A 21569-nucleotide genomic window follows, 5' to 3' on the forward strand; every position below is an offset into this window, starting at 1 on the left:
CTACAACCGGAGACAACGACATGAGACAACGTAATTTCTTCCACCATCTCGCCATCCTGGCAGGGGCGATGACCGGTCTGGCAATACTGCCGGCCGCGGCGCAGCAGGCCTATCCCGGCCGCCCGGTCACCGTCATCGTGCCGCAGGCGGCGGGCGGCGCCAACGATGCCATTGCGCGCATCGTGTCCCAAAAGCTCGGCGAAATCATGGGCCAGACCTTTCTGGTTGATAACCGGCCCGGCGCGGGCGGTAATGTCGGCACCGCCCAGGTGGCCAAAGCCAGGCCCGACGGCTACACCCTGCTGCTGACGACCAATAGCGCGCACGTCATCAATCCCGCCATCTACAAAAGCACCGGTTTCGACCCCGTGAAGGATTTCGAGCCGGTCGGCCTGGTGGCCAACGCCGGCTATGTGCTGGTTGCCAACTCGGCCTTTCCCGCCAATTCGGTGGTCGAGCTGATTGCCCAGGCAAAAGCCAGCCCCGGCCAGATCAGCTATGCCTCGGCCGGCAACGGTACGCTGAACCACCTGATCGGCGAAATGTTCAAGCGGGCGGCCGGCGTGGACATGCTGCACGTTCCCTACAAGGCTTCGGCTGCCGCAGCCACCGATGTTGCCGGCGGACAGATTCCGGTGTCGGTACAGAGCCTGCCGTCGGCGCTGCCCTTCCTGCAGTCCGGAAAAATCAAGGTGCTTGGCGTGGTGAACGAAAAGCGTCTGGCCTCCTTGCCCAATGCGCCGACGATTGGCGAAACCCTGCCAGGCTTCGGCTCGACACCATGGTATGGGTTGTTGGCGCCCGCTGGTACGCCCAGGGAAGTCATCGTCAAGCTGCAGGCCGCCCTTGAAAAAACCCTGGCCAGCAAGGACGTGGCGGACAAGCTCGCGGCACAAGGCTGCGACGTGATGACCGCCAGCCCAGCGCAGTTTGCTGCGTTGATCCAGAGCGACCTGCCGCGCTGGAACAAGATCGTCAAGGACTCTGGCGCCCGCATCGACTGATCCACCGCCCTTCTGCCAAAACCTGGTCGGGCATTGCCCGGCCTGAGCCACCCTTCCCCGAAAAAATGCTATCCGGAGACAACCATGACCCTTATTTCCCGCAGAACCCTCATGACCGTCGCCAGCCTGAGCACGGCCGCATGGCTCAACCCGGTGCGTGCGCAGCTCGCCGGCAAACCCATCACGCTCATTGTGCCCACAGCGGCCGGTGGCACCACCGACATTGCGGCACGCATGCTGGCCGAGCCCTTGGGCAGGATTCTGCAAACCTCGGTGGTCGTGGACAACCGCGGCGGCGGCAACGGCAACATCGCCGGCCAGATGGTCGCGCGAGGCCCGGCCGATGGCACCAGCCTGCTGGTGCAGTACTCGGGCTACCAATGCATCACGCCGCTGATCCAGCCGGTGCCTGGCTTTGACCCGGCGACCAACCTCAAGCCGCTAGGCCATTTGATTGACGCGCCGCAGCTGCTGGTGGTACGCGGCAACTTTCCCGCCGACAACTTTGTGGACTTCATCAAGTACGTCAAGGCCAACCCAGGCAAGGTCAACTATGCATCCAGCGGCAACGGCTCGCTGCAGCATGTGACGACCGAGCTGCTCAAGGACCTGACCAAGACTTTCATGGTGCACATCCCCTACCGCGGTACGGGCCCGGCGCTTAACGACCTGCTGGCCGGCACGGTGGACTTCACCATCACCACACCGCCGCCGCTGCTGCCGCACATCCGCGCAGGCAAGCTCAAGGCGCTGATGGTGACCGGCCGCACGCGCCTGGCCGCGCAACCCAATGTGCCGACCGCTATCGAGACGGGTGTGCCGCTGGTGGCATCGTCGTGGTTCGCGGTCTACGGGCCGACGGGACTGTCCGCCGACCTGCAAGGCCGACTCTCGCTGGCCATCAAGCAGGTGGTGGAATCGGAAGGCTTCAGGAAGCGCGCCGAAGAGCAAGGCGCGAAAGCGGTTGTGATGAGCGGCGCCGAGCTGGCTACCCTGGGTGACAACGAGCGCAAGATGTGGGACCGGATCGTGAAACTGGCGAACATTAAAGCCGACTGAGCCCGTAAACAAAAAGCGGCACGGTCCCTGCGCAAATTGCGCCGGGACTGTGCCGCTTTTTTCGTGGGAGAGCGTTTTAGCTCAAATCAGCAATCAGGTCGATGTACTGCTGCATCGCATCATCCTGCGAGGTGCCCTTGAGGTTGTTCCAGGCGTCCCACTTGGCACGTGCGACCATGTCGCCGAAGCCGGGCTTTTTCTCGGCGTTGTCGCCGATGCTGCCCTGCTTGTAGAGCGCATAAATCTTCAGCAGCGTCGCGTTGTCGGGGCGCTCGCTGAGGTTTTTCGAATCGGCCATGGCTTTGTCGAAGGCGGCTTTCAGGTCTGACATGAAGAATCTCCGTTTTTAGAAGTGGGTCACCAATGAGGTGGCTTGGGGTAACTGCCCGGTATCTTAGCCAGGCCGTTCCTTGCAAAATAGGGAACTTACCCCATCCGGGGTGAGTTCGCATCAGTTTTGCATCGGGAGTGCTCATGGTTACACGCGTTACCGCTCAGGCCGCTGGCCGCAAAGTGGCAAAAAACGTCCAGAAGAACGTCAAGCGGGCCGTCTCGGGAACCCTGGGCATTTCAGGGGAGCGCATGAGCAAGGTCGACACGGCCTGGCTGCGCATGGACAACGATGCCAACCTCATGATGATCGTGGGCGTGTGGCAGCTGGCGCCGGGCGTCAAGTACGCCGCCGTCTGCGAACGCATCGAAAACAGCCTGCTGAAGTACGACCGTTTCAGGCAGCGCGTGATGGAAGACGCCGCCGGCGCCACCTGGGTGATGGACCGCAACTTCGACCTGGCCAACCACGTGGTGCCAGAAAAGCTGCCCAAGTCGGCCAATCAGGAGCAGGCCCTGCAGGACCGCGTGGCCGTGCTTGCCACCCAGCGCCTGGACCCGAAACGCCCGCTGTGGCAAATCCACCTGATCGAGGATTACACCGGGCCCGATGGCGTCAAGGGCAGCGCGATGATCGTGCGCATCCACCACTGCATCGCGGACGGTATTGCGCTGATCTCCGTGACCATGTCGCTGGTCGATGGCGGCACGCCGCCGCCGGAGCGGCGCAAGAAGGCTGCGGCGGCTACCGGCACGGAAGACTGGATTGCCGACACCCTGCTCAAGCCCTTCACCGACATCACCGTCAAGGCACTGGGCGCCGTGGGTGAAGGCGCAGCGCGCTCGCTGGGCATGCTGGGCGACCCCAAAAAGGGCATGGAAGACGGCATGCACGGCTCCATGGACATGGCCAAGGTCCTGATGCAGGTGCTCAAGGACGGCGCCGCGCTGGCCCTGATGCCCGACGACTCCAAGACCCGGCTCAAAGGCAAGCCTGGCGGCGCAAAAAAAGTGGCCTGGTGCCAGCCGATTCCGCTGGATGAAGTCAAAGCCGTGGGCAAGGCACTCAACTGCTCGATCAACGACGTGCTGCTCAGCTGCGTGGCCGGCGCCCTGGGCGAATATTTGAAAACCTTCGGTGACGATGTGGCGGGCCAGGAGATTCGCGCCATGGTGCCGGTCAATCTGCGGCCGCTGGACCAGGCGCACAAGCTGGGCAACCGGTTCGGCCTGGTGCCGCTGGTGCTGCCCATCGGGGTGGAGAATCCGATCGAGCGCGTCTACGAGGTGCGACGGCGCATGGCTGCGCTCAAGGGCAGCTACCAGCCGTTGCTGGCTTTCAGCCTGCTGGCGGTGGCAGGCCTTTTGATCAAGCCGGCGCAGGACGTGATGCTCAACCTCTTTGCCAAGAAAACCACGGCGGTGATGACCAACGTGCCTGGCCCGCGCGAAAAGCTCAAGTTCTGCGGCTCGACACTGGAGCAAAGCATGTTCTGGGTACCGCAGTCGGGCGACGTGGGGCTGGGCGTGTCTATCTTGAGCTACGGCGGCGGCGTGCAGTTCGGCGTGATCACCGACAGCACCCTGTGCCCGGAGCCGCAGCACATCATCGACGAGTTTGTGCCGGAGTTCGCCAAGCTGTCCATCGTGACGCTGATGCTGCCCTGGGGAGAGTGAGCCCTCGCTGTGCGTCGCAGCTGCCAGGAAGTTCCGGTTAATTTTTTGAGGTTTTTATGGCCTTAGCCCAATAAGGACGGGCGCAAGCAGCTACTTTTTTGATAGCACATCCCGCGGCAACTCCACCGCGCGGAAAAGACGTCAGGCTGCAAAACGCTGTGAGGCGATGGCCAACAGTCCGTCGAAGATGAGGCTGTCCACCAGCTCAAACTTCACCGACATGCTGGGCGCCATCTTCCAGCCAGCGCCGCCGGTCATGATGCATTCGGGTGTTTCGCCGCAGTGGCGGGCGACGTTTTCCACCATGCGGTGTATCGCACCGGCAATGGCGAAAGTGCCGCCGCTGGTCAGCGCATCGCTGGTATTGGTGGGAAAGTCGCGCACCTCGCCGGTGGGAACGTGCAGACCGGCCGTGCCGGACTCGAGCGCGCGCAACATGATGCCGTGGCCTGGAAGAATGAAGCCGCCCAGGAATTTTCCGGAAGCGTCGATCGCCTCGACCGTCACGGCGGTACCCACCATGACAACCACGCAAGGCTTGTTGATGCCGCGCGCCAGCAGCCGGTGGCGCGCACCGATCATGGCCACCCAACGGTCAGCGCCCAACCTGGCCGGATGGTCATAGCCATTGGTGACACCAGCCTCATGCGGGCTGGAAACGACCCAGTGCGGCGCCACGTCCCAGAGTTCCATTTGCTCGACCACACGCCGCTTGATGGCGTCGCCGGCAACGATGCAGCCGAGGATACGCGACGGAGGTTGCATGCCGCCCCACTCTTCTTCGGACAGCTTGTCGATGTTTTCCAGAAACACCGCGCCCTGCGCCAGCAGCTTGGCCCTGGGCACGGGGGCTTCGTACTGGGCCCATTTCAGGCGGGTGTTACCCACATCAAGCGCTAGAAAGGTCATTTGGCGGATTATGAACAGGTTTGAAGCGCACCTGCAGGCGCAGGCCTACAGGTTTTCCAGTAGACGCGGCAAAGAACGCTCAGATCAATCCGAACCAGCACGCGCGCTGGATGGCGGCCAGCTTGTTGTCGACCTTGAGTTTGGTCATGGCATTTGAGAGGTGAAAGTTCACCGTGCGTTCGCTGCAGGCCAGCAACTCGCCGGTCTCGCGTGCCGTCATCCCCTGGAAGGCAAGGCTCAGGCATTCGAGTTCGCGCGGGCTCAGCGGACTGCGCGCTTCGGCCAGCGCGCGCTTGAGCAGCGGCCAGATGTTGAGGGCCGACCAGGCCAGCAAGGCCGCCTCGCTGCGGTCATGCCACTGGCGTGGGCTGAAGAGGTAGCATTCAAAGGCCCGCCCCACCGTCAACGGAAAGGCGATGCGCACCACACTTTGGTAACCGTGAGCCAGCCACAACCGGCGCCAGCGGCCCAGGCTTTCGAAAGCGGTTTTGGAAATATCCTGCCAGGCGACAAGAGGTGCGTCGGAGTCGCGCCATGGAGCGCCGAAGTCCCGGCTCTCGGCCAGGGCCTCGGCGGCATCCAGCAGGCGCGGAGGGTGAATGGCCAGCACCAGCCGGTCTTCCTGCCCCCCGAACGGGTCGGGGCCGAGCACCATGAGCGCTTCGACCGAGAACTCGCGAAGGGCGCACAGCCAGTCGCTGATGACGCCATCCAGGCTGACGCTGTCAAAGTTGGCAGGTAACAGCATTAGCTTGACGAGATGAGAACCGGGACAATACAGTCAAATGTCAAATGCATCATCAGTCAGGTTCCCGGTTGTGCTGGAGAAGTTCTTAACGTGAGGAGCGCTCGCTTTCACGCGTGGCTTGCGCGGCGTCCCCTGCTTCAGTGGCTGCGCGAGGAACTGATCCTTGCGCCCCTGGAGCCCATTTTGCATCCATCCCCGCGACGGCTGTGGTGGCTGGGTCTTTCTTTTTTTTCGGGCAACGCCCTGTTCGCCTGGATCTGGTCGGTCTGGCTGCCGCAGCCCTATGAAAACCTGCCGCTGCGCGTCGTGGCCAGCGTGCTGGGCTACAGCCTGATGACCAAACGCGTCAACCATGACCCGGGAAGCCGGCTGGCGCAACGGGTGTTTGGCGTGGTGTTCTGGCTCGAACTGCCGGTCCTGTTCAGCTGGATGTACCTGTGCAACGGCAGCAATACCGTGTGGCTGGCCACCCTGGCGGCCATGGTGCTGATCTACTACCATGTCACTGACTGGCGCCTGGCGACCCTGGGCACCATCACCGGTGGGGGGCTGGCCTGGGTCATGTTCCTGTACGTGGGGCCGGCGGTTCCCGCCCTGCCGGAAGACCAGCGCACCGTGCATGCCGTGGTATTTGCGTTTGCCTGGTCGATCGCGCTGGTGCTGAACCTTTCCTCGGCCAACCTGCGGCGGGAACAGCTTTCCAGCACGCTCACTACCATCGGCATCATGGCGCACGAGCTGCGCACGCCGCTGTCGACGGCAGCCCTGCTGGGCGATGCGATCCAGCTGGAGGTACAGCGCCAGCCCGACAACCCGCGCGCGCTGCAGCTGGACAAACTGGCGCTGCGCCTTCACGCACTGGTTCGAAACATGAACCACCAGATCGACACACAGATCGCGAATGCCAAGCTGCTGCAGCTGCCACGGCATACCCAACAGGTCGCGGCCGGCAAATTGGTCCAGGATGTCGTGGCGGCGTATCCCTACCAGTCGAGTCGCCAGAGGGAATGCGTGCGGGTGCTTGTTCACGATGACTTCACCTTCCGTTCTTCCGCCACACAGTTTTCCCAGGTGCTGGACAACCTCATCAAGAACGCGCTGCATTCCCTGATGGCGGCTGACTCGAAATACCCGCACGGCGCCCTGCGCATTGAAGTCGGCAGAACGCAGGCGCGCGGCCGCATCATGGTGGCCGATGAGGGCATGGGTATCGACGCTGCCTTGCTGCCGCAGATTTTCAAGCCGTTCTTCTCGAGCAACCGCGGCACAGGGCATGGCCTGGGCCTGGCCTTTTGCCAGCAAGTGGTACAAAGCGCAGGTGGCACCATTCATGTGAAATCAGAGTTCGCCGTGGGAGCTGCTTTTACCATCGAGCTGCCGATTACGGCCTGATACCTTGCACATGATTTGCTTTTGACAACCCGCGCTAGACTGACAACATGTCCTTTGCACTTTACCGCCGTCCCGGAGGCGTGGTTTTCCTGGACGACGACCCGGATTATCTCGAAATGCTCGCGGAAGTCATGCCGCTGGACTGGTGTGTACGCCTGTTCCTGCGCCCGGTGGCGTGTATAGACCTGCTGCTCCAGGAGCCGGTGCGCTGGGAAGCGGACGCCTGGCGCCAGCAGGAAATCATCAATCGATGGCGCGAGGGGACGGCCCTGATCCCGCAAATCCTGCAGTACTGGCGGGAAGACGGCACGGCGCGATTTGCGCTCACGCAGGTCTGCGTGGTGGACTATTCCATGCCGGCCATGAGCGGGCTGAGGGTGTTGAGCGAGCTGACCGGCTGGTCGGGTTCGCGCGTTTTGCTGACAGGCCGGGCCGACGAGCAACTTGCCGTGTCGGCCTTCAACCGCGGGCTGATCGAACAATTCATTCCCAAGCAATCTCCGGAGATCCGGCTGCGCCTGACCGATGCAGTGCAGGCGCTGCTGCGACAGCCCGATCCCCGGCACCAGCAGACCTGGCGGGCGACGCTGTCCCGCGCGCAGCATGCGCTGCTGTGCGAACCATCCGTCGCGCAGGAGCTGGAAAACCTGGCGCTGCGGCAAGGCTGGATCGAGCATGTGGTGATCGGTGCACCCTTCGGTGTGCTGGCCCTTGACCGCAAAGGCAGCGTCAGCTGGTTGCAGCTGGAACCCGCCGGGAACCTGCCAGAGCTTGCCGAAATGGCGGCATCGCAAGGCTGGGATGCCGCGACCGTGAAGGACGTGGCGGCGGGCAGGAAACTCATCGACCTGGAACTGCAGCTGGCACTGGGCGCCGGCCACAAACCCCAGCCGCGCCAGGCCTTCGCCATCGCTTCCGGTCCGGCCGCGCTTCATGCGGCGCTTTTTACCGTCGGCGAGCCTTTTAACCCTGGCTTCATGAGCAGCCACGAGCGATTTATTGCCACCTCGGGTGAGAGACACCTTCAGGACTGACGCCGGCATCATGCCTCCTGGCCGGCCCGGGCGCGCCGTGCAATCGGCCAGTCCCATGGTTTTACGATCGGCGCGATCTCGCGTGCGACCGCTTCCACATGGTCCAGTTCGGAATCCATCAGCCCGGCATTCAGGGTTAACCTCATCATCGCGCGTTTGCTGCTGGTGGCCGGCGCGCAGAACATCGACGAAAACACGTTGCGCTCCTCCAGCCGGTCCCGCAACACCATGGTGTCGGATTCCAGTCCAACCTCCAGCGCAATGATCTGCTGGCTGCCCTGATGGATGGGATAGCCCAGCTCGCTCAAGGCAGACCGCAACCTGCGCGTGTGGGCGTGAAGCCTTGCGCGCGCATCGTCGCTGTTGCGGATCACCTCCAGCGTGGCTGCAAGGCCGGCAATCTCGTGCGGCAGCAGGCTGGAGCTGAAGATATTGGGAAAGCTTGAACAGAGAATGTAATAGCGCATGTGCGCCGGCGCGGTAAAAAAGCCGGCCCGGCCCGCAAAAGCCTTGGCAAGGCTGGCGGTGATGAAGTGCACGCGGCTGGTGAGGCCCAACTCGGCGCACAGCCCCGCACCTTCCGGGCCGTGTGTGCCCAGCGAGTGCGATTCATCCACCAGGATCATGCAGCCGTGCTGCTCGGCCACATCGACAATTTCCCCAAGGGGACAGATGGCACCCGTGGTGCTATACACGGAATCGACCACCACGATGCCAGGGCCGTTCCTGGCGATCATCCGGGCGAGATGAACCGGATCATTGTGGCGAAAAGCGAAAGCCGGGGCGCGCGCCGCATGGGCGCCTTCCCACAACGACGCATGGGCCAGCGTATCAAGGTATACAGGGGTCTGCGCATCGGCAATCGCCTGCAGCAGGCCGACATTGGCCGCATAACCCGATTGGCAAATGAAGCCGTCGTCCTTGCCGACCCAGGATGCCAGTGCCAGCTCCAGCGTGTGTGTGGGATGCTGGTTCAGGTGGAAGACACCGGACTGCACCACAAACTCCCGCTCCTTGCGCAAGGCTTCCACCTGCGCGTGAACGATGTGCGGATGGCCCGTGACGCTGAGGTAGTCGTTGCCGTCCAGCCGGATGGCATTGGAGTCCGGTGTTTTGCCATGAAGCATGAACTTTCCGCTCCACTGCTGATTCCAGCGCGGCGTGAAGTCACGGGATATTCGCTGGCATAACTGGGCCCCAAGGGCAGGGTTGGAAAACTGCGCGGCGTCAGGGGAAAGTTTGCGTTCGAGTACTTGCATGAGGGAGCTCCGTTAAAAAGGGGAACCCCATTGAAAGCGCTCAAACAAATTGATACTTCTTACCCCCTGTCAGAATTAACAGGGGGTACATCAATACACCAAATTTGCGACATCGTGGTGTGAACTATTCACCTCATTTTGAGGAAGTCCAACCGTCATTTAATTACATATTCAAGTTACAAAAAGTAGATGTGCCGGCCACCGGAGGTGGCAGTCATCTCAACCCTGCTTCCACGGCAAGCCCCGAAAACGCCAGCCACCCTTGCGGCCGCGCTGCCCCTGCTCATCAGCATCGCCTTCAAAACCTTCGAGGATGTTGTAAGCCTCGACACCCAGCTCGGTCGCGCGTTTGGCCGCTGCGACCGAACGTACGCCGCTGCGGCACAGCAGCACCGCTTTCTTGCCAGCGGGCACGGCGGCTTTCAGCCCTTCGTCGAACCCTGCGTTCATTGCCATGCCCGGCCATTGCTTCCAGGCCAGAGGTGCTGCGCCGGGCACATAGCCCACCCATTCACGTTCGGCGTCGGTCCGCACATCCACCAGCACGGCTTCACCCGACTGCATCCACTCGAAAGCCAGCTGTGCAGAAATATCGCCGGCATAACCGGAAGCAGGCTGGACACCGGGCCGCGCGGAAGCATTTGCAGAAGTGTTTTTTTCCATGACAGGGCCTCTCGGTTCAAATGTTGATCAACAGGTATATGGGCGTGCATGCATCTCATGGCAACGGCCCAAAACCAGCAGATCAAGTTTATCCACCTGAAACCACCCATCAGACGGTGAGGGGCATAGGCTGGCCGCGCGCCCTCCTCACGTGGGCTGGGCATGCACAATCATCCTACCGATGAACTGCAGGAGACCCGGATGCCCCGCAACAACGCCGACACACCTTCTCCACAAGAGGTACAGCCTGGCAAGGCAAGCTTCAAGGCGCTGGCCAAAACCGTAGCCCCCCTGGCAACCCTCCCCGACGAAGCCCAAGGGGTTTTCCCTCGCCAGCCTTGACCCGGCAGCCAAGCCGTTCTCGACGGGCGACAAGCTACGCGATAAAGCTGCCGTCGAAGCACTGGCCACAGAGATTGACGGATTGCAAAACCTGTTTTACGCGGACAAACGCTACAAACTTCTTGTGGTCCTGCAGGGAACGGACACCTCAGGCAAGGACGGGACATTGCGCGGTGTCTTTGGGCGCATCAGCCCGCTGGGCGTACGGACGGTCAGCTGGAAGGCGCCGACGGAAGACGAGCGGGCGCACGACTACCTGTGGCGAATCCATCAACAGATGCCGGGCACGGGGGAGATCGCGATTTTCAACCGCAGCCATTACGAAGATGTGTTGGTGCCGCCCGTCAACGGATGGATCACACCGGCACAAACAGCACAGCGGTTCCGGCACATCAACGACTTCGAACGCATGCTCTCGGAAACCGGTACGGTGATCCTCAAGTTCATGTTGCATATCAGTCCCGATGAGCAAAAGCAACGGCTGCAGGAGCGACTGGATGACCCCGCCAAACACTGGAAATTCAGCGCGGGCGATCTGGAGGTTCGCAAACAGTGGAAGCAGTACCAAAAGGCTTACGAAGCACTGCTTCAGGCCACCAGCACTCCTTGGGCACCCTGGACCGTGGTGCCCGCTGATTCCAAGACGCATCGCAACCTGATGATCGCCACCCTCGTCCGGACCCGGTTGCAGGAACTGAAGCTGCGCTTTCCGCCGGGCGATCCGGCCCTCAGGGGGCTGAAAGTCACCTGAGCTCCTCGCGGGCTCCTGTCGGTCACGCACAGACAGTTTCACCCTGAGAAGGGGAAACAACCTGTAGCGTTGGTGGAAACCCTCTTTGTAAGGAATGGGCAAGACGGAATGATGAGTCCTCTTATCTTTTTCGAAACAACAGGAGACAAGTCATGACCGAGAGCAAAAGCCCCCGCAGGCGCGGCCTGCTGAAAGGCGCCGCGATTGCCGCCGGCGCCCTGTCCGCCCCCATGGTCGCCATGGCGCAGACAACGTCCTTTCGCTTCCAGAGCACCTGGCCGGCCAAGGACATCTTCCATGAGTACGCCAATGACTTCGCGAAGAAGGTCAATGACATGGCCGGCGGCCGACTGAAGATCGAGGTGCTTCCATCCGGCGCCGTGGTGCCGGCTTTTCAGCTACTGGAAGCTGTGAATAAGGGAACCCTGGACGGTGGACACGGCGTGGTGGCTTATCACTATGGCAAGAACAACGCCCTGGCCCTGTGGGGCTCCGGCCCGGCCTTCGGCATGGACCCGAACATGGTCCTGTCCTGGCACAACTACGGCGGCGGTAAAGCACTGCTGGAAGAAATCTACAAGTCGATCAGCATGGATGTGGTGTCATACCTCTACGGCCCCATGCCTACGCAGCCGCTGGGCTGGTTCAAGAAGCCGATCGCCAAAGTGGGTGACATGAAGGGCCTGAAGTTCCGTACGGTCGGACTGTCGGTCGACATCTTCACCGCGATGGGCACCTCCGTGAACCCGCTGCCTGGCGGTGAGATCGTACCGGCGCTGGACCGCGGCCTGATCGATGCGGCCGAGTTCAACAATGCCAGCTCCGACCGCGTTCTGGGCTTTCCGGATGTGGTCAAAAACTGCATGCTTCAGAGCTTTCACCAGAGCGGAGAGCAGTTCGAGATTCTGTTTAACAAAGCCAAGTTCAACGCGCTACCCGCCGAGCTCAAGGCAATCATCGACTACGGCGTGCAGGCTGCCAGCGCCGACATGAGCTGGAAGGCCATAGATCGCAATTCCACCGACTACGCTGAAATGAAGAAACAGGGCATCAAGTTCTACAAGACGCCCGACGCCGTGCTCAAGGCACAGCTGGAAGCCTGGGACAAGATCATCGAGGACAAAGCCAAGGCCAATCCGCTGTTCAAGAAGGTGATCGACTCGCAGAAGGCCTACGCCGCGCGCACCATCCCCTGGCAAAACGACTACATGGTCGATTTCAAGATGGCCTACAACCATTCCTTCGGCAAGAAGAAAGCCTGAGCCTGCGAGCCCCGGCGAAGCCGGCCAGCCGTCCAACCCTGGATGGCTGGCCTTTTTGATGGGAACACCGGTTCAAAATGAATACACAAAAAATCCTTCACACTGCTGACCACATCAGCACCTGGGTCGGGAAGGCCGCCGCCTGGCTCATCGTGATCCTCATGGTGGTCGTTTGCGCTGAAGTTTTCAAGCGTTACGCGCTCAACGCGCCCACCGCATGGATCTTCGACGTCAATAACATGCTGTATGGCACGCTGTTCATGCTGGGGGGCGCCTACACGCTGGCGCATGACGGCCATGTGCGCGGCGACTTCTTCTATGGCAACTTGAAGCCCCGCACGCAGGCCTGGCTGGACCTGGTCCTGTACATCGTCTTCTTCCTGCCTGGGATTATGGCGCTGACCTGGGCCGGCTGGACATACTTCAATGAGTCACTGGCGATGCGCGAACAAACCTTCAACGCCACCCCAATCCCGCTGTATCCGTTCAAGTTTGTGATCCCGGTGGCTGGCACCATTGTGCTGATGCAGGGGCTGTCCGAGATCCTGCGCTGCGTCGTTTGCATCCGCACCGGCATCTGGACACCTCGGCTCAAGGACGCCCAGGAATCCGATGTGGTCGCGCAGCAGCTGGCCGGCAGCGAGTTTGTCGATGAAGAAGCCAAGCGGCTGGCCATCGAAAAATCCGCCGGCCTGAAAGGTTGAACATGAATCGCCTGGCCGTTCCGAAGATTCTTGGCACCGCGGCCCACAGGGCGGAGGTCTCCAAATGAGCAACGCAGTACTCGGGATGACCATGCTCGGTCTGATCGTGGTCGTCATCATGATGGGCTTTCCCACCGCATTCACACTGATGGGCCTGGGCATGGCGTTCGGCTTCGTGGCCTTCTACGATCCGTCCACCCATTTTTGGGAAAACAGGATCTTCGACCTGATGGTCCAGCGCGCTTTTGGAGCGATGACTAACGAGACCCTGTTATCGATTCCGCTGTTTGTGCTGATGGGCTATGTGATGGAGCGCGGCGCGCTGGTGGACAAGATGTTCCATAGCGTGCAGCTGGCGTTCCGCAGCGTGCCCGGCTCACTGGCGGTCACCACTCTGATCATCTGCACGTTCTGGGGCATCGCCAGCGGCCTGGTGGGCGCTGTGGTGGTGCTGATGGGCGTGATCGCCATGCGGCCCATGCTCAACGCCGGCTACGACACGCGACTGGCGGCCGGCGTGATCACCGCCGGCGGCACGCTGGGCATCCTGATCCCGCCCTCGGTGATGATCATCGTCTACGCTGCCGTCGCCGGCCAGTCCGTGGTCAAGCTCTACGCGGCGGCCATGTTCCCCGGCTTCTTCCTGGCCCTGCTCTACCTGGTCTACATCGTCGGCTGGGTCATGCTCAACCCCAAGATCGCGCCCAAGCTGCCGCCGGAGCAGAACCGCGCGCCGGTGCCACTCTGGCTGCAGCAGGTGACCGCCGCCTATTCGCGCAGGACGCTGCCTGCGCTGGCCATGGCCGTCGCGGCTCCGGGCAAGGCGCTGCAGGCGGGTGCCCAGGTCAGCCGCGGCTTCCTGTTGCGCAGCCTGGGCACAGCCCTGGTGCCGGTGGTGTTCGCACTGGCAACCCTGGGCGGCACCTGGTGGTATGTGGTCATCCATTCGCAGGCCGACAACAACGCCCAGGTAGCGGCAGCGCGCGCCGCCAAGGCCGAGGCGCCGGCAGGCGGGGGCCTCCAGGCGCCTGCAGCGACCGGCGGGGTCCAGGAACCACCAGCGGAGAGCGGCGTAAAGGAGCCGCCGGCCGCTGAAGGCGGCCTCAAAGAGCCCCCCGCGGAAGAAGGATTGAAAGAACCACCCGCCGACCCGGTAGCCACGGCACCGGCGGAAGCCGGTGGCCTGCAGGCCCCGCCGGGGTCAGAAGATGCGAAGCCGTCGGCGGGCGCTGCCGCTGACGCCCCGCTGCAGGAGATCGGTGAGCCCTCGGGCTCGGGGCCGCAGACCGCACCAGTGCCCGAGTCGTTCTACACGGGCTTTGCCATCGCCTGCGTGCTGATGGCGGGGCTGCTACTCTGGTACTACCGGCGCTTCGACGCAGAACAATTCGAGATTCTGCGGATGCTGGTGAACTCCGTCATGCCGCTGGCCTTGCTGACCATCGTGGTGCTGGGGGTCATCCTGTTCGGCATCACAACCGCCACCGAATCCGCAGCCGTCGGCGCGGCCGGCGCCTTCCTCATGGCCTGGCATGCCGGCACGCTGGACTTCCAGAAGATCAAGGAAGCGGTGTTCCTGACCTGCAAGACCACCTCCATGGTGTGCTGGCTGTTCGTCGGCTCGGCGCTGTTCTCCGCGGTGTTCGCCCTGCTGGGCGGCCAGCGCGTGGTCGAGGAGTGGGTGCTCTCGATGAACCTGACGCCGCTGCAGTTCCTGCTGCTGTCGCAGGCCATCATCTTCATCCTGGGCTGGCCGCTGGAATGGACCGAGATCATCGTGATCTTCGTACCCATCTTCCTGCCGCTGCTGCAACATTTCCAGATAGACCCGATTCTTTGGGGCGTGCTGGTCTTCGTCAACCTGCAGGCAGCCTTCCTGTCGCCGCCGGTGGCGATGTCCGCCTTCTATCTGAAGGGGGTCTCGCCGGCACACGTGACCATCAACCAGATCTTCGCCGGCATGATGCCCTACATGCTGATCGTGATTCTCTGCATGGTCTTCATGTACATCTGGCCAGGCCTCACACTCTGGCTGCCGAAGTACCTGTACGGGTAAACAGCCCGGGGCCCATGGGGTTCCAGGCGTGGCAAAAAGGGGCGCTCAGCGCCCCTCTTTTATGGGCCGCCTCAGCTTGCGGGCGCACACTTGATCGATGCCGGCTTACCGGCTAAGATTGACGTTTACGTAAACGTCAATCAACAGATTACAGATCGACGGCCCTGCCGCCCGCCCGGAGACACCCATGACCGACATGTCCGCTGAATACAAAGCGCTCGCCAGCTACCGCCCCACGCACAAGGTACGCTTCATCACGGCAGCCAGCCTGTTCGACGGTCATGATGCCGCCATCAACATCATGCGGCGCATCCTGCAGAGCATGGGCGCGGAGGTTATCCACCTAGGCCACAACCGCAGTGTGGACGAAGTGGTCACAGCCGCCCTGCAGGAGGACGCGCAAGGCATCGCTATCAGCTCCTACCAGGGCGGGCATGTCGAGTACTTCAAGTACATGGTGGATTTGCTCAAAAGCCGCGGGGGCGAGCACATCCAGGTGTTCGGCGGCGGGGGCGGCGTGATCGTGCCGCCCGAGATCCGTGAACTGCACGCCTACGGTGTCACCCGCATCTACAGCCCCGAAGACGGCCAGAAGATGGGCCTGGCCGGCATGATCGGCGAGATGGTCATGCGCTGCGACAAAGACCTGACAGGCTTCGCGCCCAAGAACGTCAAGGCCATCGAAGGGCACGGCGAGATGAACTGGCGTGCGCTGGCGCAGCTGATCACGGCGCTGGAGAACGGCAAAGCCGATGCCGCGCTGGTTGACAAGGTGCGCACGCAAGCCTCCACTCGCAAAATTCCCGTACTGGGCATTACAGGTACCGGCGGCGCCGGCAAGTCTTCGCTCACCGACGAGCTGATTCGCCGACTTCGGCTGGACCAGAACGACAAACTGCGCGTGGCAATCATCAGTATTGACCCGTCTCGCCGCAAGAGCGGTGGCGCACTGCTCGGCGACCGCATCCGCATGAACGCGATCAACCCCTGGACTGTCCCCCTGGCAGGGCAGAAGAACGCCGACAGCGGCCAACGCGTCTTCATGCGCTCACTGGCCACGCGTGACTTCGGCTCCGAAATCAGCCAGGCCCTGCCTGACGTAATTGCCGCCTGCAAATGCGCAGGTTTCGACCTGATCGTCGTCGAGACCTCCGGCATCGGACAAGGCGACGCCGCCATCGTTCCGCATGTGGACGTGCCCATGTACGTGATGACGCCCGAGTTCGGCGCCGCCAGCCAGCTCGAAAAGATCGACATGCTGGACTTCGCCGAATTCATCGCCATCAACAAGTTCGACCGCAAGGGCTCACTCGACGCCCTGCGCGATGTCTCCAAGCAGGTGCAGCGCAACAGGGAAGCCTGGGGCACGCCGGCCGACAAGATGCCGGTCTTCGGCACCATGGCTGCGCGCTTTAACGACGACGGCGTGACGGCCCTCTATCAGGCACTCAAGCCGCGCCTGGCCGCGCTGGGCCTGGCGCTTGAGGGCGGTGTGCTGCCCGCGGCCGAAGTGCGCCACAGTACCAACCAGACGCCGGTGGTGCCGGCCGCGCGAACGCGCTACCTGGCCGAAATCAGCGACACGGTGCGCGGCTACAAAAAACGTGCCCGCGCGCAAGCCCAACTGGCACGCGAGGTGCAGCAGCTCAAAGCCGCGGCCTCCATGCTCAAGATCGACAAGCCCGACCGCGCGCCCGCTGCCGAAGCCGCGCTGGACCTGGCCGGTCACCGCAAGGCCCGTATGGACGCCGATGCGCGCGCCCTGCTGGCCCAATGGCCGGACATGCAGGCCGCCTATGCCGGCGACGAATACGTGGTGAAGATCCGCGACAAGGAAATCCGCACCGCACTGACCACCAAATCACTCTCCGGCACCACCATCCGCAAGGTGGCATTGCCGCAATACGAAGACCACGGGGAAATCCTCAAGTGGCTGATGCTGGACAACGTGCCCGGCAGCTACCCTTACACCGCCGGCACCTTTGCCTTCAAGCGCGAGGGTGAAGACCCGACCCGCATGTTCGCCGGTGAAGGCGACCCTTTCCGCACCAACACCCGCTTCAAGCTGCTCAGCGAAGGCATGGCGGCAAAGCGGCTGTCCACCGCGTTTGACTCGGTCACGCTTTACGGCAACGACCCGGCGCTGCGCCCTGACATCTATGGCAAGGTCGGCAATTCGGGCGTGTCCATCGCCACGCTGGACGACATGAAGGTGCTCTACGACGGCTTTGACCTGTGCAGCCCGTCGACCTCGGTCTCCATGACCATCAACGGGCCGGCGCCGACCATTCTCGCGATGTTCATGAACACGGCCATTGACCAGAATCTGGAGAAGTTCAAAAAGGACAATGGCCGAGACCCGACGGCAACCGAGGCCACGAAGATTCGCGAGTGGGTGCAGGAAAACGTTCGCGGCACCGTGCAGGCCGATATCCTGAAGGAAGACCAGGGCCAGAACACCTGCATCTTCTCGACCGAGTTCAGCCTGAAAGTCATGGGCGACATCGCCCAGTACTTTGTGCACAACCGGGTGCGCAACTTCTACAGTGTTTCCATCAGCGGCTACCACATCGCCGAAGCCGGCGCCAACCCGATCAGCCAGCTGGCCTTCACGCTGTCGAACGGCTTTACCTTTGTCGAAGCCTACCTGGCTCGCGGCATGCACATCGACGACTTCGCGCCCAATCTGTCCTTCTTCTTCAGCAACGGCATGGACCCGGAATACACGGTGATGGGCCGCGTTGCGCGCCGCATCTGGGCCGTGGCCATGAAAGAGAAATACGGTGCCAACGAACGCAGCCAGAAGTTGAAATACCACATCCAGACCTCGGGCCGCAGCCTGCACGCACAGGAAATCCAGTTCAACGACATACGCACCACGCTGCAGGCACTGATCGCCATCTACGACAACTGCAACTCACTGCACACCAACGCGTTTGACGAAGCCATCACCACGCCGACGGAAGAGTCTGTGCGCCGAGCCATGGCGATTCAGCTCATCATCAACCGCGAATGGGGCCTGGCCAGGAACGAAAACCCCTCACAGGGCGCTTTCATCATTGAGGAACTCACCGAGCTGCTCGAAGAAGCCGTTCTGCTGGAGTTCGAACGCATCGCCGAGCGTGGCGGCGTGCTGGGTGCGATGGAAACCGGCTACCAGCGCGGCCGCATCCAGGACGAATCCATGCACTACGAGATGCTCAAACATACCGGCGAGCTGCCCATCATCGGCGTCAATACCTTCCGCAACCCGCATGGTGATGCGGTACAAGACAAGCTGGAGCTCGCTCGCTCCACCGAAGAAGAAAAACAGAACCAGCTCAAGCGCCTGGACGACTTCCATCGCCGCCACGCGGCCGAGTCACCCGCCATGCTCAAACGCCTGCAGCAGGCCGTGATTGAGAACCTCAATGTGTTCGAGGTGTTGATGGAGGCGGTGCGCGTCTGCTCGCTGGGGCAGATCACTAATGCGCTGTTTGAGGTGGGTGGGCAGTACCGGAGGAATATGTAAATCGCCGGGGGCTGCTATTACCCAACTGATCAATGGCAAATTATTTGAGCTATTGACGGATCCTGCCAGCACTGGTAACGATGGATAACTCGACGAAGCTGGAGCCAGAGTGCTGTCCGGGTTTAAAGCTGATCGAGTAACCACCAAGGTCAAAATTACTCATGCTGTCCAAGGCTAGAACGGTCCCCTCGCGGCTGGGCCTGCTGCCTTGGCGGCGTATCGCTTCAGAAATGACGCGAGCGGCAATATAGCCCTCCATCATGGCGTAGCTCACAGGCACTTCCAGGTTGGGTGTCTTGGCAGCGGTCTCAGTAAATTCCTTGACTAGTTGACTGGAGACCTTGTACGGACTTGGCGTCACTTGGGCGATAGCCACACCTTGCATCTGCTCCGGAGACAGTCGTTTCGAGAGTTGCTCGATGTCGGCGCCCGAATGCGAAAGCAGTTGAGCCGCGCCACCTGCGATACGGTACTTTTCAATAAAGCCGGCCGCAGCAGACCCGCTGGAAACCATGATGATCGCTTGCGGCTGCATGTTCATGAAAGTGTCCACGGCATCAGTGACGCTGACCGTATTAGCGACGTAGGAGGCGCGTCCCTCGATAGTCGCTCCCGCTTTTCTGGCCGCATCCTCGGCCGCGGCAATGACCGAAGTCGAGCCCGGCCCAGCCTCATGGAAAAGCCCCAGGCGCTTAATCCCGACGGTAGCCAAATGCTCGATGAGTTTGGAAATCTCCTCGCGCAGGCCTGCCCGCACGCTATACAGGTAGGGAGCGCCCGGCTGAATCTCCGAAGTACGGTAGCCCACCAGAGCGATCTTTTCTTTTGCCAAAATTCCCGCAGACACCAAGTCTGCAACATTCTTGCCGCCAAAGTAGCCGGCCAGGACCTGCGGCTTATCTTCAGCAATCATCTGCTTGGTCAAAGTGACCGTGTCGTCGGGCCTCCCGCCATCATCCTTGCGCAAAAGTGTGAACTTATGACCGTTGATGCCGCCGACCTTGTTCATGGCGTTGAAATGCAATTGCATGCCGGCGGCGTAAGCGCGGCCCTGACCGGCCTCCGGCCCTGACATGGGGCCGACTTGGCCCACTATGATCTCTGCGGCGAGTACCGGACCGGCTCCCGTCACAAGGGCGCCCACGGCCAGTGCCATCAGGGCCTTGGCGAAAGCCGACGATAAACAACGGTGGTGCATGATGAGAGTTTCCTTTGTGCCGCGAATCTGACGGACTTGGGTATCGATCAGTGGTCAACCTGCTGCAACACGGTCATTTCCAAACGCGGACTCTCCGTTGCCAGCGCCGCTTCGACTGTGATCCGGGCGGGGGAACCGTCGGGTTCGGGCCCGCCTGAGCAGGGCTGGATTCCATGGATCAAGGAAGGGGGCTCGACCCGCCTCCTCGTGGACGGCCGAAACGCGTGCCGTCATCGACCCGGGCTTCGAACTGCAGCTGTGCCAGCAGTTGGCGAACCTTGACACCTTGCGGTCGAGCCAGGTTGTCGCGAAGCGTTGCCGCCCGCTCTTCCGGAATAATGCCCGTGGTGCATTGTTCGAATTTGATTTGCCGCTCCAACGGCGAAAATGGATTCAGGAATGACCCTTTGGCGTGGTGAACCACGCGCTCCAGGCGTCGTCCGTCCTTCAAGGTTACGACTGTGGTGTGGGGGAGCAGCTGCGTTGCGGTTTCTACGCGTGTCGAATCCAGGCGCATTTCGACGCGTGGCATGAGGCGACGGGTCACGTCGTCTTGCACCGCTTTCGGCGTGAAGTCAGCCAACGTGACCGTGCCATAACGAAGCATCGTTGCCACCGCGTAGGGCATGGAGAACATGGCCTCGCGCGGATCCCGGGGCTCCGGGTATTTGAGGTTCACCAGGTTGACGCGCCCGACCAATGTTTCGACGCGCTCCACGTCCTCCATGCAGAATCGGTGTTCCGTGGCCAGGGCTTGCAACGCGTCCAGACAGCGGTGTGTGGACGCACAGTTGGGATACAGCTTGAATCCCAGGCCGTGGCTGTCGATCGCCAGCGGGCCATCGTTGACTGCAGTCATGGACCGCCAGTCGGCCGCCAAGCCCCCAGCATAGAGTGCGCCAAACCCATGCGGGCCTTCCAGGGCTTTATCGCTGCCGGTGACACCCGATGCTGCAAGCGATGCGGCCAGCACACCGCCTTGCGCCGCCAGTCCGGCATGTACGGGTTTCGTGTCAGTGCCGAACTGGACCTTGGGTCCAGCCGCCATGGAAACGGCCAAGCTGAGAGCGTGCGTCATCCTGCCAGCGTCCAGCCCAAGCAACCTGGCGCAAGCGGCTGCGGCAGCAATTACACCAATGGTTTGAGTGCCATGCCAGCCTTTTTCGGCATGGGACCGGTCCATCGCCATCCCGACGCGGGCCATCACCTCGCTTCCGACGATCAGCGCGTCCAGCACGGCGTCCAGCGTGGCATCAATCTCGTGGGCTTGCGCCAGGATGGCTGGGATCACGGCGCAGCCAAAATGGCCACCGGCGACGAAAAACATCTCATCCAGCTCCCGCGCATGGGCGGCCGTGCCGTTGGCCAGCGCACTGAAGGCGGCACAAGTCCCGGTGTTGCTACCCACCACCGGGACCGGTCCCGCGACACGCAATCCCGCCCGCACCGAGGCGCAAACCGGGTCCCCAGCACCTGCCACCATGGCGGCGATGGTGTCCTCCAGGGAGTGCTCTGCCGTGCGTAAGGTGGATTCACCCCATTGATTGGGAACCGTGGCAGCCCAGTGCGCGAGAACCTGGGTAGCGGGGACGGGGGAACTGAACATGCTTGTCCTTGGGGTCTGTTTTGGTATGTGGTTGCGCCTGTCAGCGCATCCTTGTGTGAAGTGA

17 protein-coding genes and 1 pseudogene are annotated in these 21569 nt (G+C 62.0%); 11 read left to right on the forward strand and 7 right to left on the reverse strand.

Annotated elements, in window-relative coordinates; translation table 11 throughout:
• Positions 1-20 precede the first annotated feature (20 nt).
• Together AC1D1J_RS19965 and AC1D1J_RS19970 are read left to right on the forward strand one after the other, a co-directional pair.
• Positions 21-1004 (forward strand): Bug family tripartite tricarboxylate transporter substrate binding protein, encoded by a 984-nt coding sequence (locus AC1D1J_RS19965; RefSeq protein WP_477688258.1) that lies wholly within the window; start codon positions 21-23, stop codon positions 1002-1004.
• Positions 1005-1088: 84 nt separating this feature from the next.
• A complete protein-coding gene (locus AC1D1J_RS19970) occupies positions 1089-2063 on the forward strand; it encodes a Bug family tripartite tricarboxylate transporter substrate binding protein (RefSeq protein ID WP_457281266.1) in 975 nt (324 codons plus the stop codon).
• 76 nt (positions 2064-2139) lie between these two features.
• On the opposite strand, the gene AC1D1J_RS19975 is transcribed toward AC1D1J_RS19970, so the two are convergent.
• Positions 2140-2394, reverse strand: coding sequence for an acyl-CoA-binding protein (locus tag AC1D1J_RS19975; RefSeq protein ID WP_457281267.1), 255 nt, complete (start codon positions 2392-2394; stop codon positions 2140-2142).
• Positions 2395-2537: 143 nt separating this feature from the next.
• Here AC1D1J_RS19975 and AC1D1J_RS19980 point away from each other — a divergent pair, with 143 nt between their 5' ends.
• Complete coding sequence (locus AC1D1J_RS19980) at positions 2538-4070, forward strand: wax ester/triacylglycerol synthase family O-acyltransferase (RefSeq protein ID WP_477695660.1); 1533 nt, start codon at positions 2538-2540, stop codon at positions 4068-4070.
• Between the two features lie 141 nt (positions 4071-4211).
• Here AC1D1J_RS19980 and AC1D1J_RS19985 read toward each other — a convergent pair whose 3' ends face one another.
• A complete protein-coding gene (locus AC1D1J_RS19985) occupies positions 4212-4979 on the reverse strand; it encodes a type III pantothenate kinase (RefSeq protein ID WP_457281269.1) in 768 nt (255 codons plus the stop codon).
• A gap of 79 nt (positions 4980-5058) precedes the next feature.
• The gene (locus tag AC1D1J_RS19990; protein WP_477666524.1) at positions 5059-5727 is read right to left on the reverse strand and encodes a helix-turn-helix transcriptional regulator; all 669 of its coding nucleotides are present in this window, start codon (positions 5725-5727) and stop codon (positions 5059-5061) included.
• 90 nt (positions 5728-5817) lie between these two features.
• Here AC1D1J_RS19990 and AC1D1J_RS19995 point away from each other — a divergent pair, with 90 nt between their 5' ends.
• Together AC1D1J_RS19995 and AC1D1J_RS20000 are read left to right on the forward strand one after the other, a co-directional pair.
• Positions 5818-7119 (forward strand): sensor histidine kinase, encoded by a 1302-nt coding sequence (locus tag AC1D1J_RS19995; protein WP_477668561.1) that lies wholly within the window; start codon positions 5818-5820, stop codon positions 7117-7119.
• Between the two features lie 47 nt (positions 7120-7166).
• Entirely contained in the window at positions 7167-8153 is a 987-nt protein-coding gene (locus tag AC1D1J_RS20000) for a response regulator (RefSeq protein WP_477688261.1), read from the forward strand.
• 8 nt (positions 8154-8161) lie between these two features.
• Here the strand turns inward: AC1D1J_RS20000 and cqsA are convergent, their stop codons facing one another.
• Positions 8162-9412, reverse strand: a complete 1251-nt coding sequence (gene cqsA / locus AC1D1J_RS20005) for an alpha-hydroxyketone-type quorum-sensing autoinducer synthase (RefSeq protein WP_477673012.1) — start codon at positions 9410-9412, stop codon at positions 8162-8164.
• A gap of 219 nt (positions 9413-9631) precedes the next feature.
• Positions 9632-10075 (reverse strand): rhodanese-like domain-containing protein, encoded by a 444-nt coding sequence (locus tag AC1D1J_RS20010; RefSeq protein ID WP_477688262.1) that lies wholly within the window; start codon positions 10073-10075, stop codon positions 9632-9634.
• Between the two features lie 201 nt (positions 10076-10276).
• Between AC1D1J_RS20010 and AC1D1J_RS20015 the strand changes: the two genes are divergently transcribed.
• The 6 genes and pseudogenes from AC1D1J_RS20015 (at position 10277) to icmF (ending at position 18701) form a co-directional block, all read left to right on the forward strand.
• Positions 10277-10417 carry a hypothetical protein gene (locus tag AC1D1J_RS20015; RefSeq protein ID WP_477695661.1) on the forward strand — a complete coding sequence of 47 codons (141 nt, stop codon included), beginning with the start codon at positions 10277-10279 and terminating at the stop codon, positions 10415-10417.
• Positions 10404-11168, forward strand: a pseudogene (locus tag AC1D1J_RS20020) (PPK2 family polyphosphate kinase); the annotation flags it as partial. The gene AC1D1J_RS20015 and the pseudogene AC1D1J_RS20020, both read left to right, overlap by 14 nt.
• A gap of 152 nt (positions 11169-11320) precedes the next feature.
• Positions 11321-12430 carry a TRAP transporter substrate-binding protein gene (locus AC1D1J_RS20025; RefSeq protein WP_477695662.1) on the forward strand — a complete coding sequence of 370 codons (1110 nt, stop codon included), beginning with the start codon at positions 11321-11323 and terminating at the stop codon, positions 12428-12430.
• Positions 12431-12507: 77 nt separating this feature from the next.
• Entirely contained in the window at positions 12508-13134 is a 627-nt protein-coding gene (locus AC1D1J_RS20030) for a TRAP transporter small permease subunit (RefSeq protein ID WP_457281277.1), read from the forward strand.
• A 64-nt stretch (positions 13135-13198) separates the two neighbouring features.
• Positions 13199-15190, forward strand: coding sequence for a TRAP transporter large permease (locus AC1D1J_RS20035; protein ID WP_477688264.1), 1992 nt, complete (start codon positions 13199-13201; stop codon positions 15188-15190).
• Positions 15191-15377: 187 nt separating this feature from the next.
• On the forward strand, positions 15378-18701 hold the full coding sequence (icmF, locus tag AC1D1J_RS20040) for a fused isobutyryl-CoA mutase/GTPase IcmF (protein WP_477688265.1): 3324 nt from the start codon (positions 15378-15380) through the stop codon (positions 18699-18701).
• 49 nt (positions 18702-18750) lie between these two features.
• On the opposite strand, the gene AC1D1J_RS20045 is transcribed toward icmF, so the two are convergent.
• Positions 18751-19899, reverse strand: coding sequence for an ABC transporter substrate-binding protein (locus AC1D1J_RS20045; protein ID WP_477688266.1), 1149 nt, complete (start codon positions 19897-19899; stop codon positions 18751-18753).
• Between the two features lie 178 nt (positions 19900-20077).
• A complete protein-coding gene (locus tag AC1D1J_RS20050; protein ID WP_477688267.1) occupies positions 20078-21505 on the reverse strand; it encodes an MmgE/PrpD family protein in 1428 nt (475 codons plus the stop codon).
• Between the last annotated feature and the right edge of the window lie 64 nt (positions 21506-21569).

This window comes from Polaromonas sp. P1_F8, from assembly GCF_056405635.1.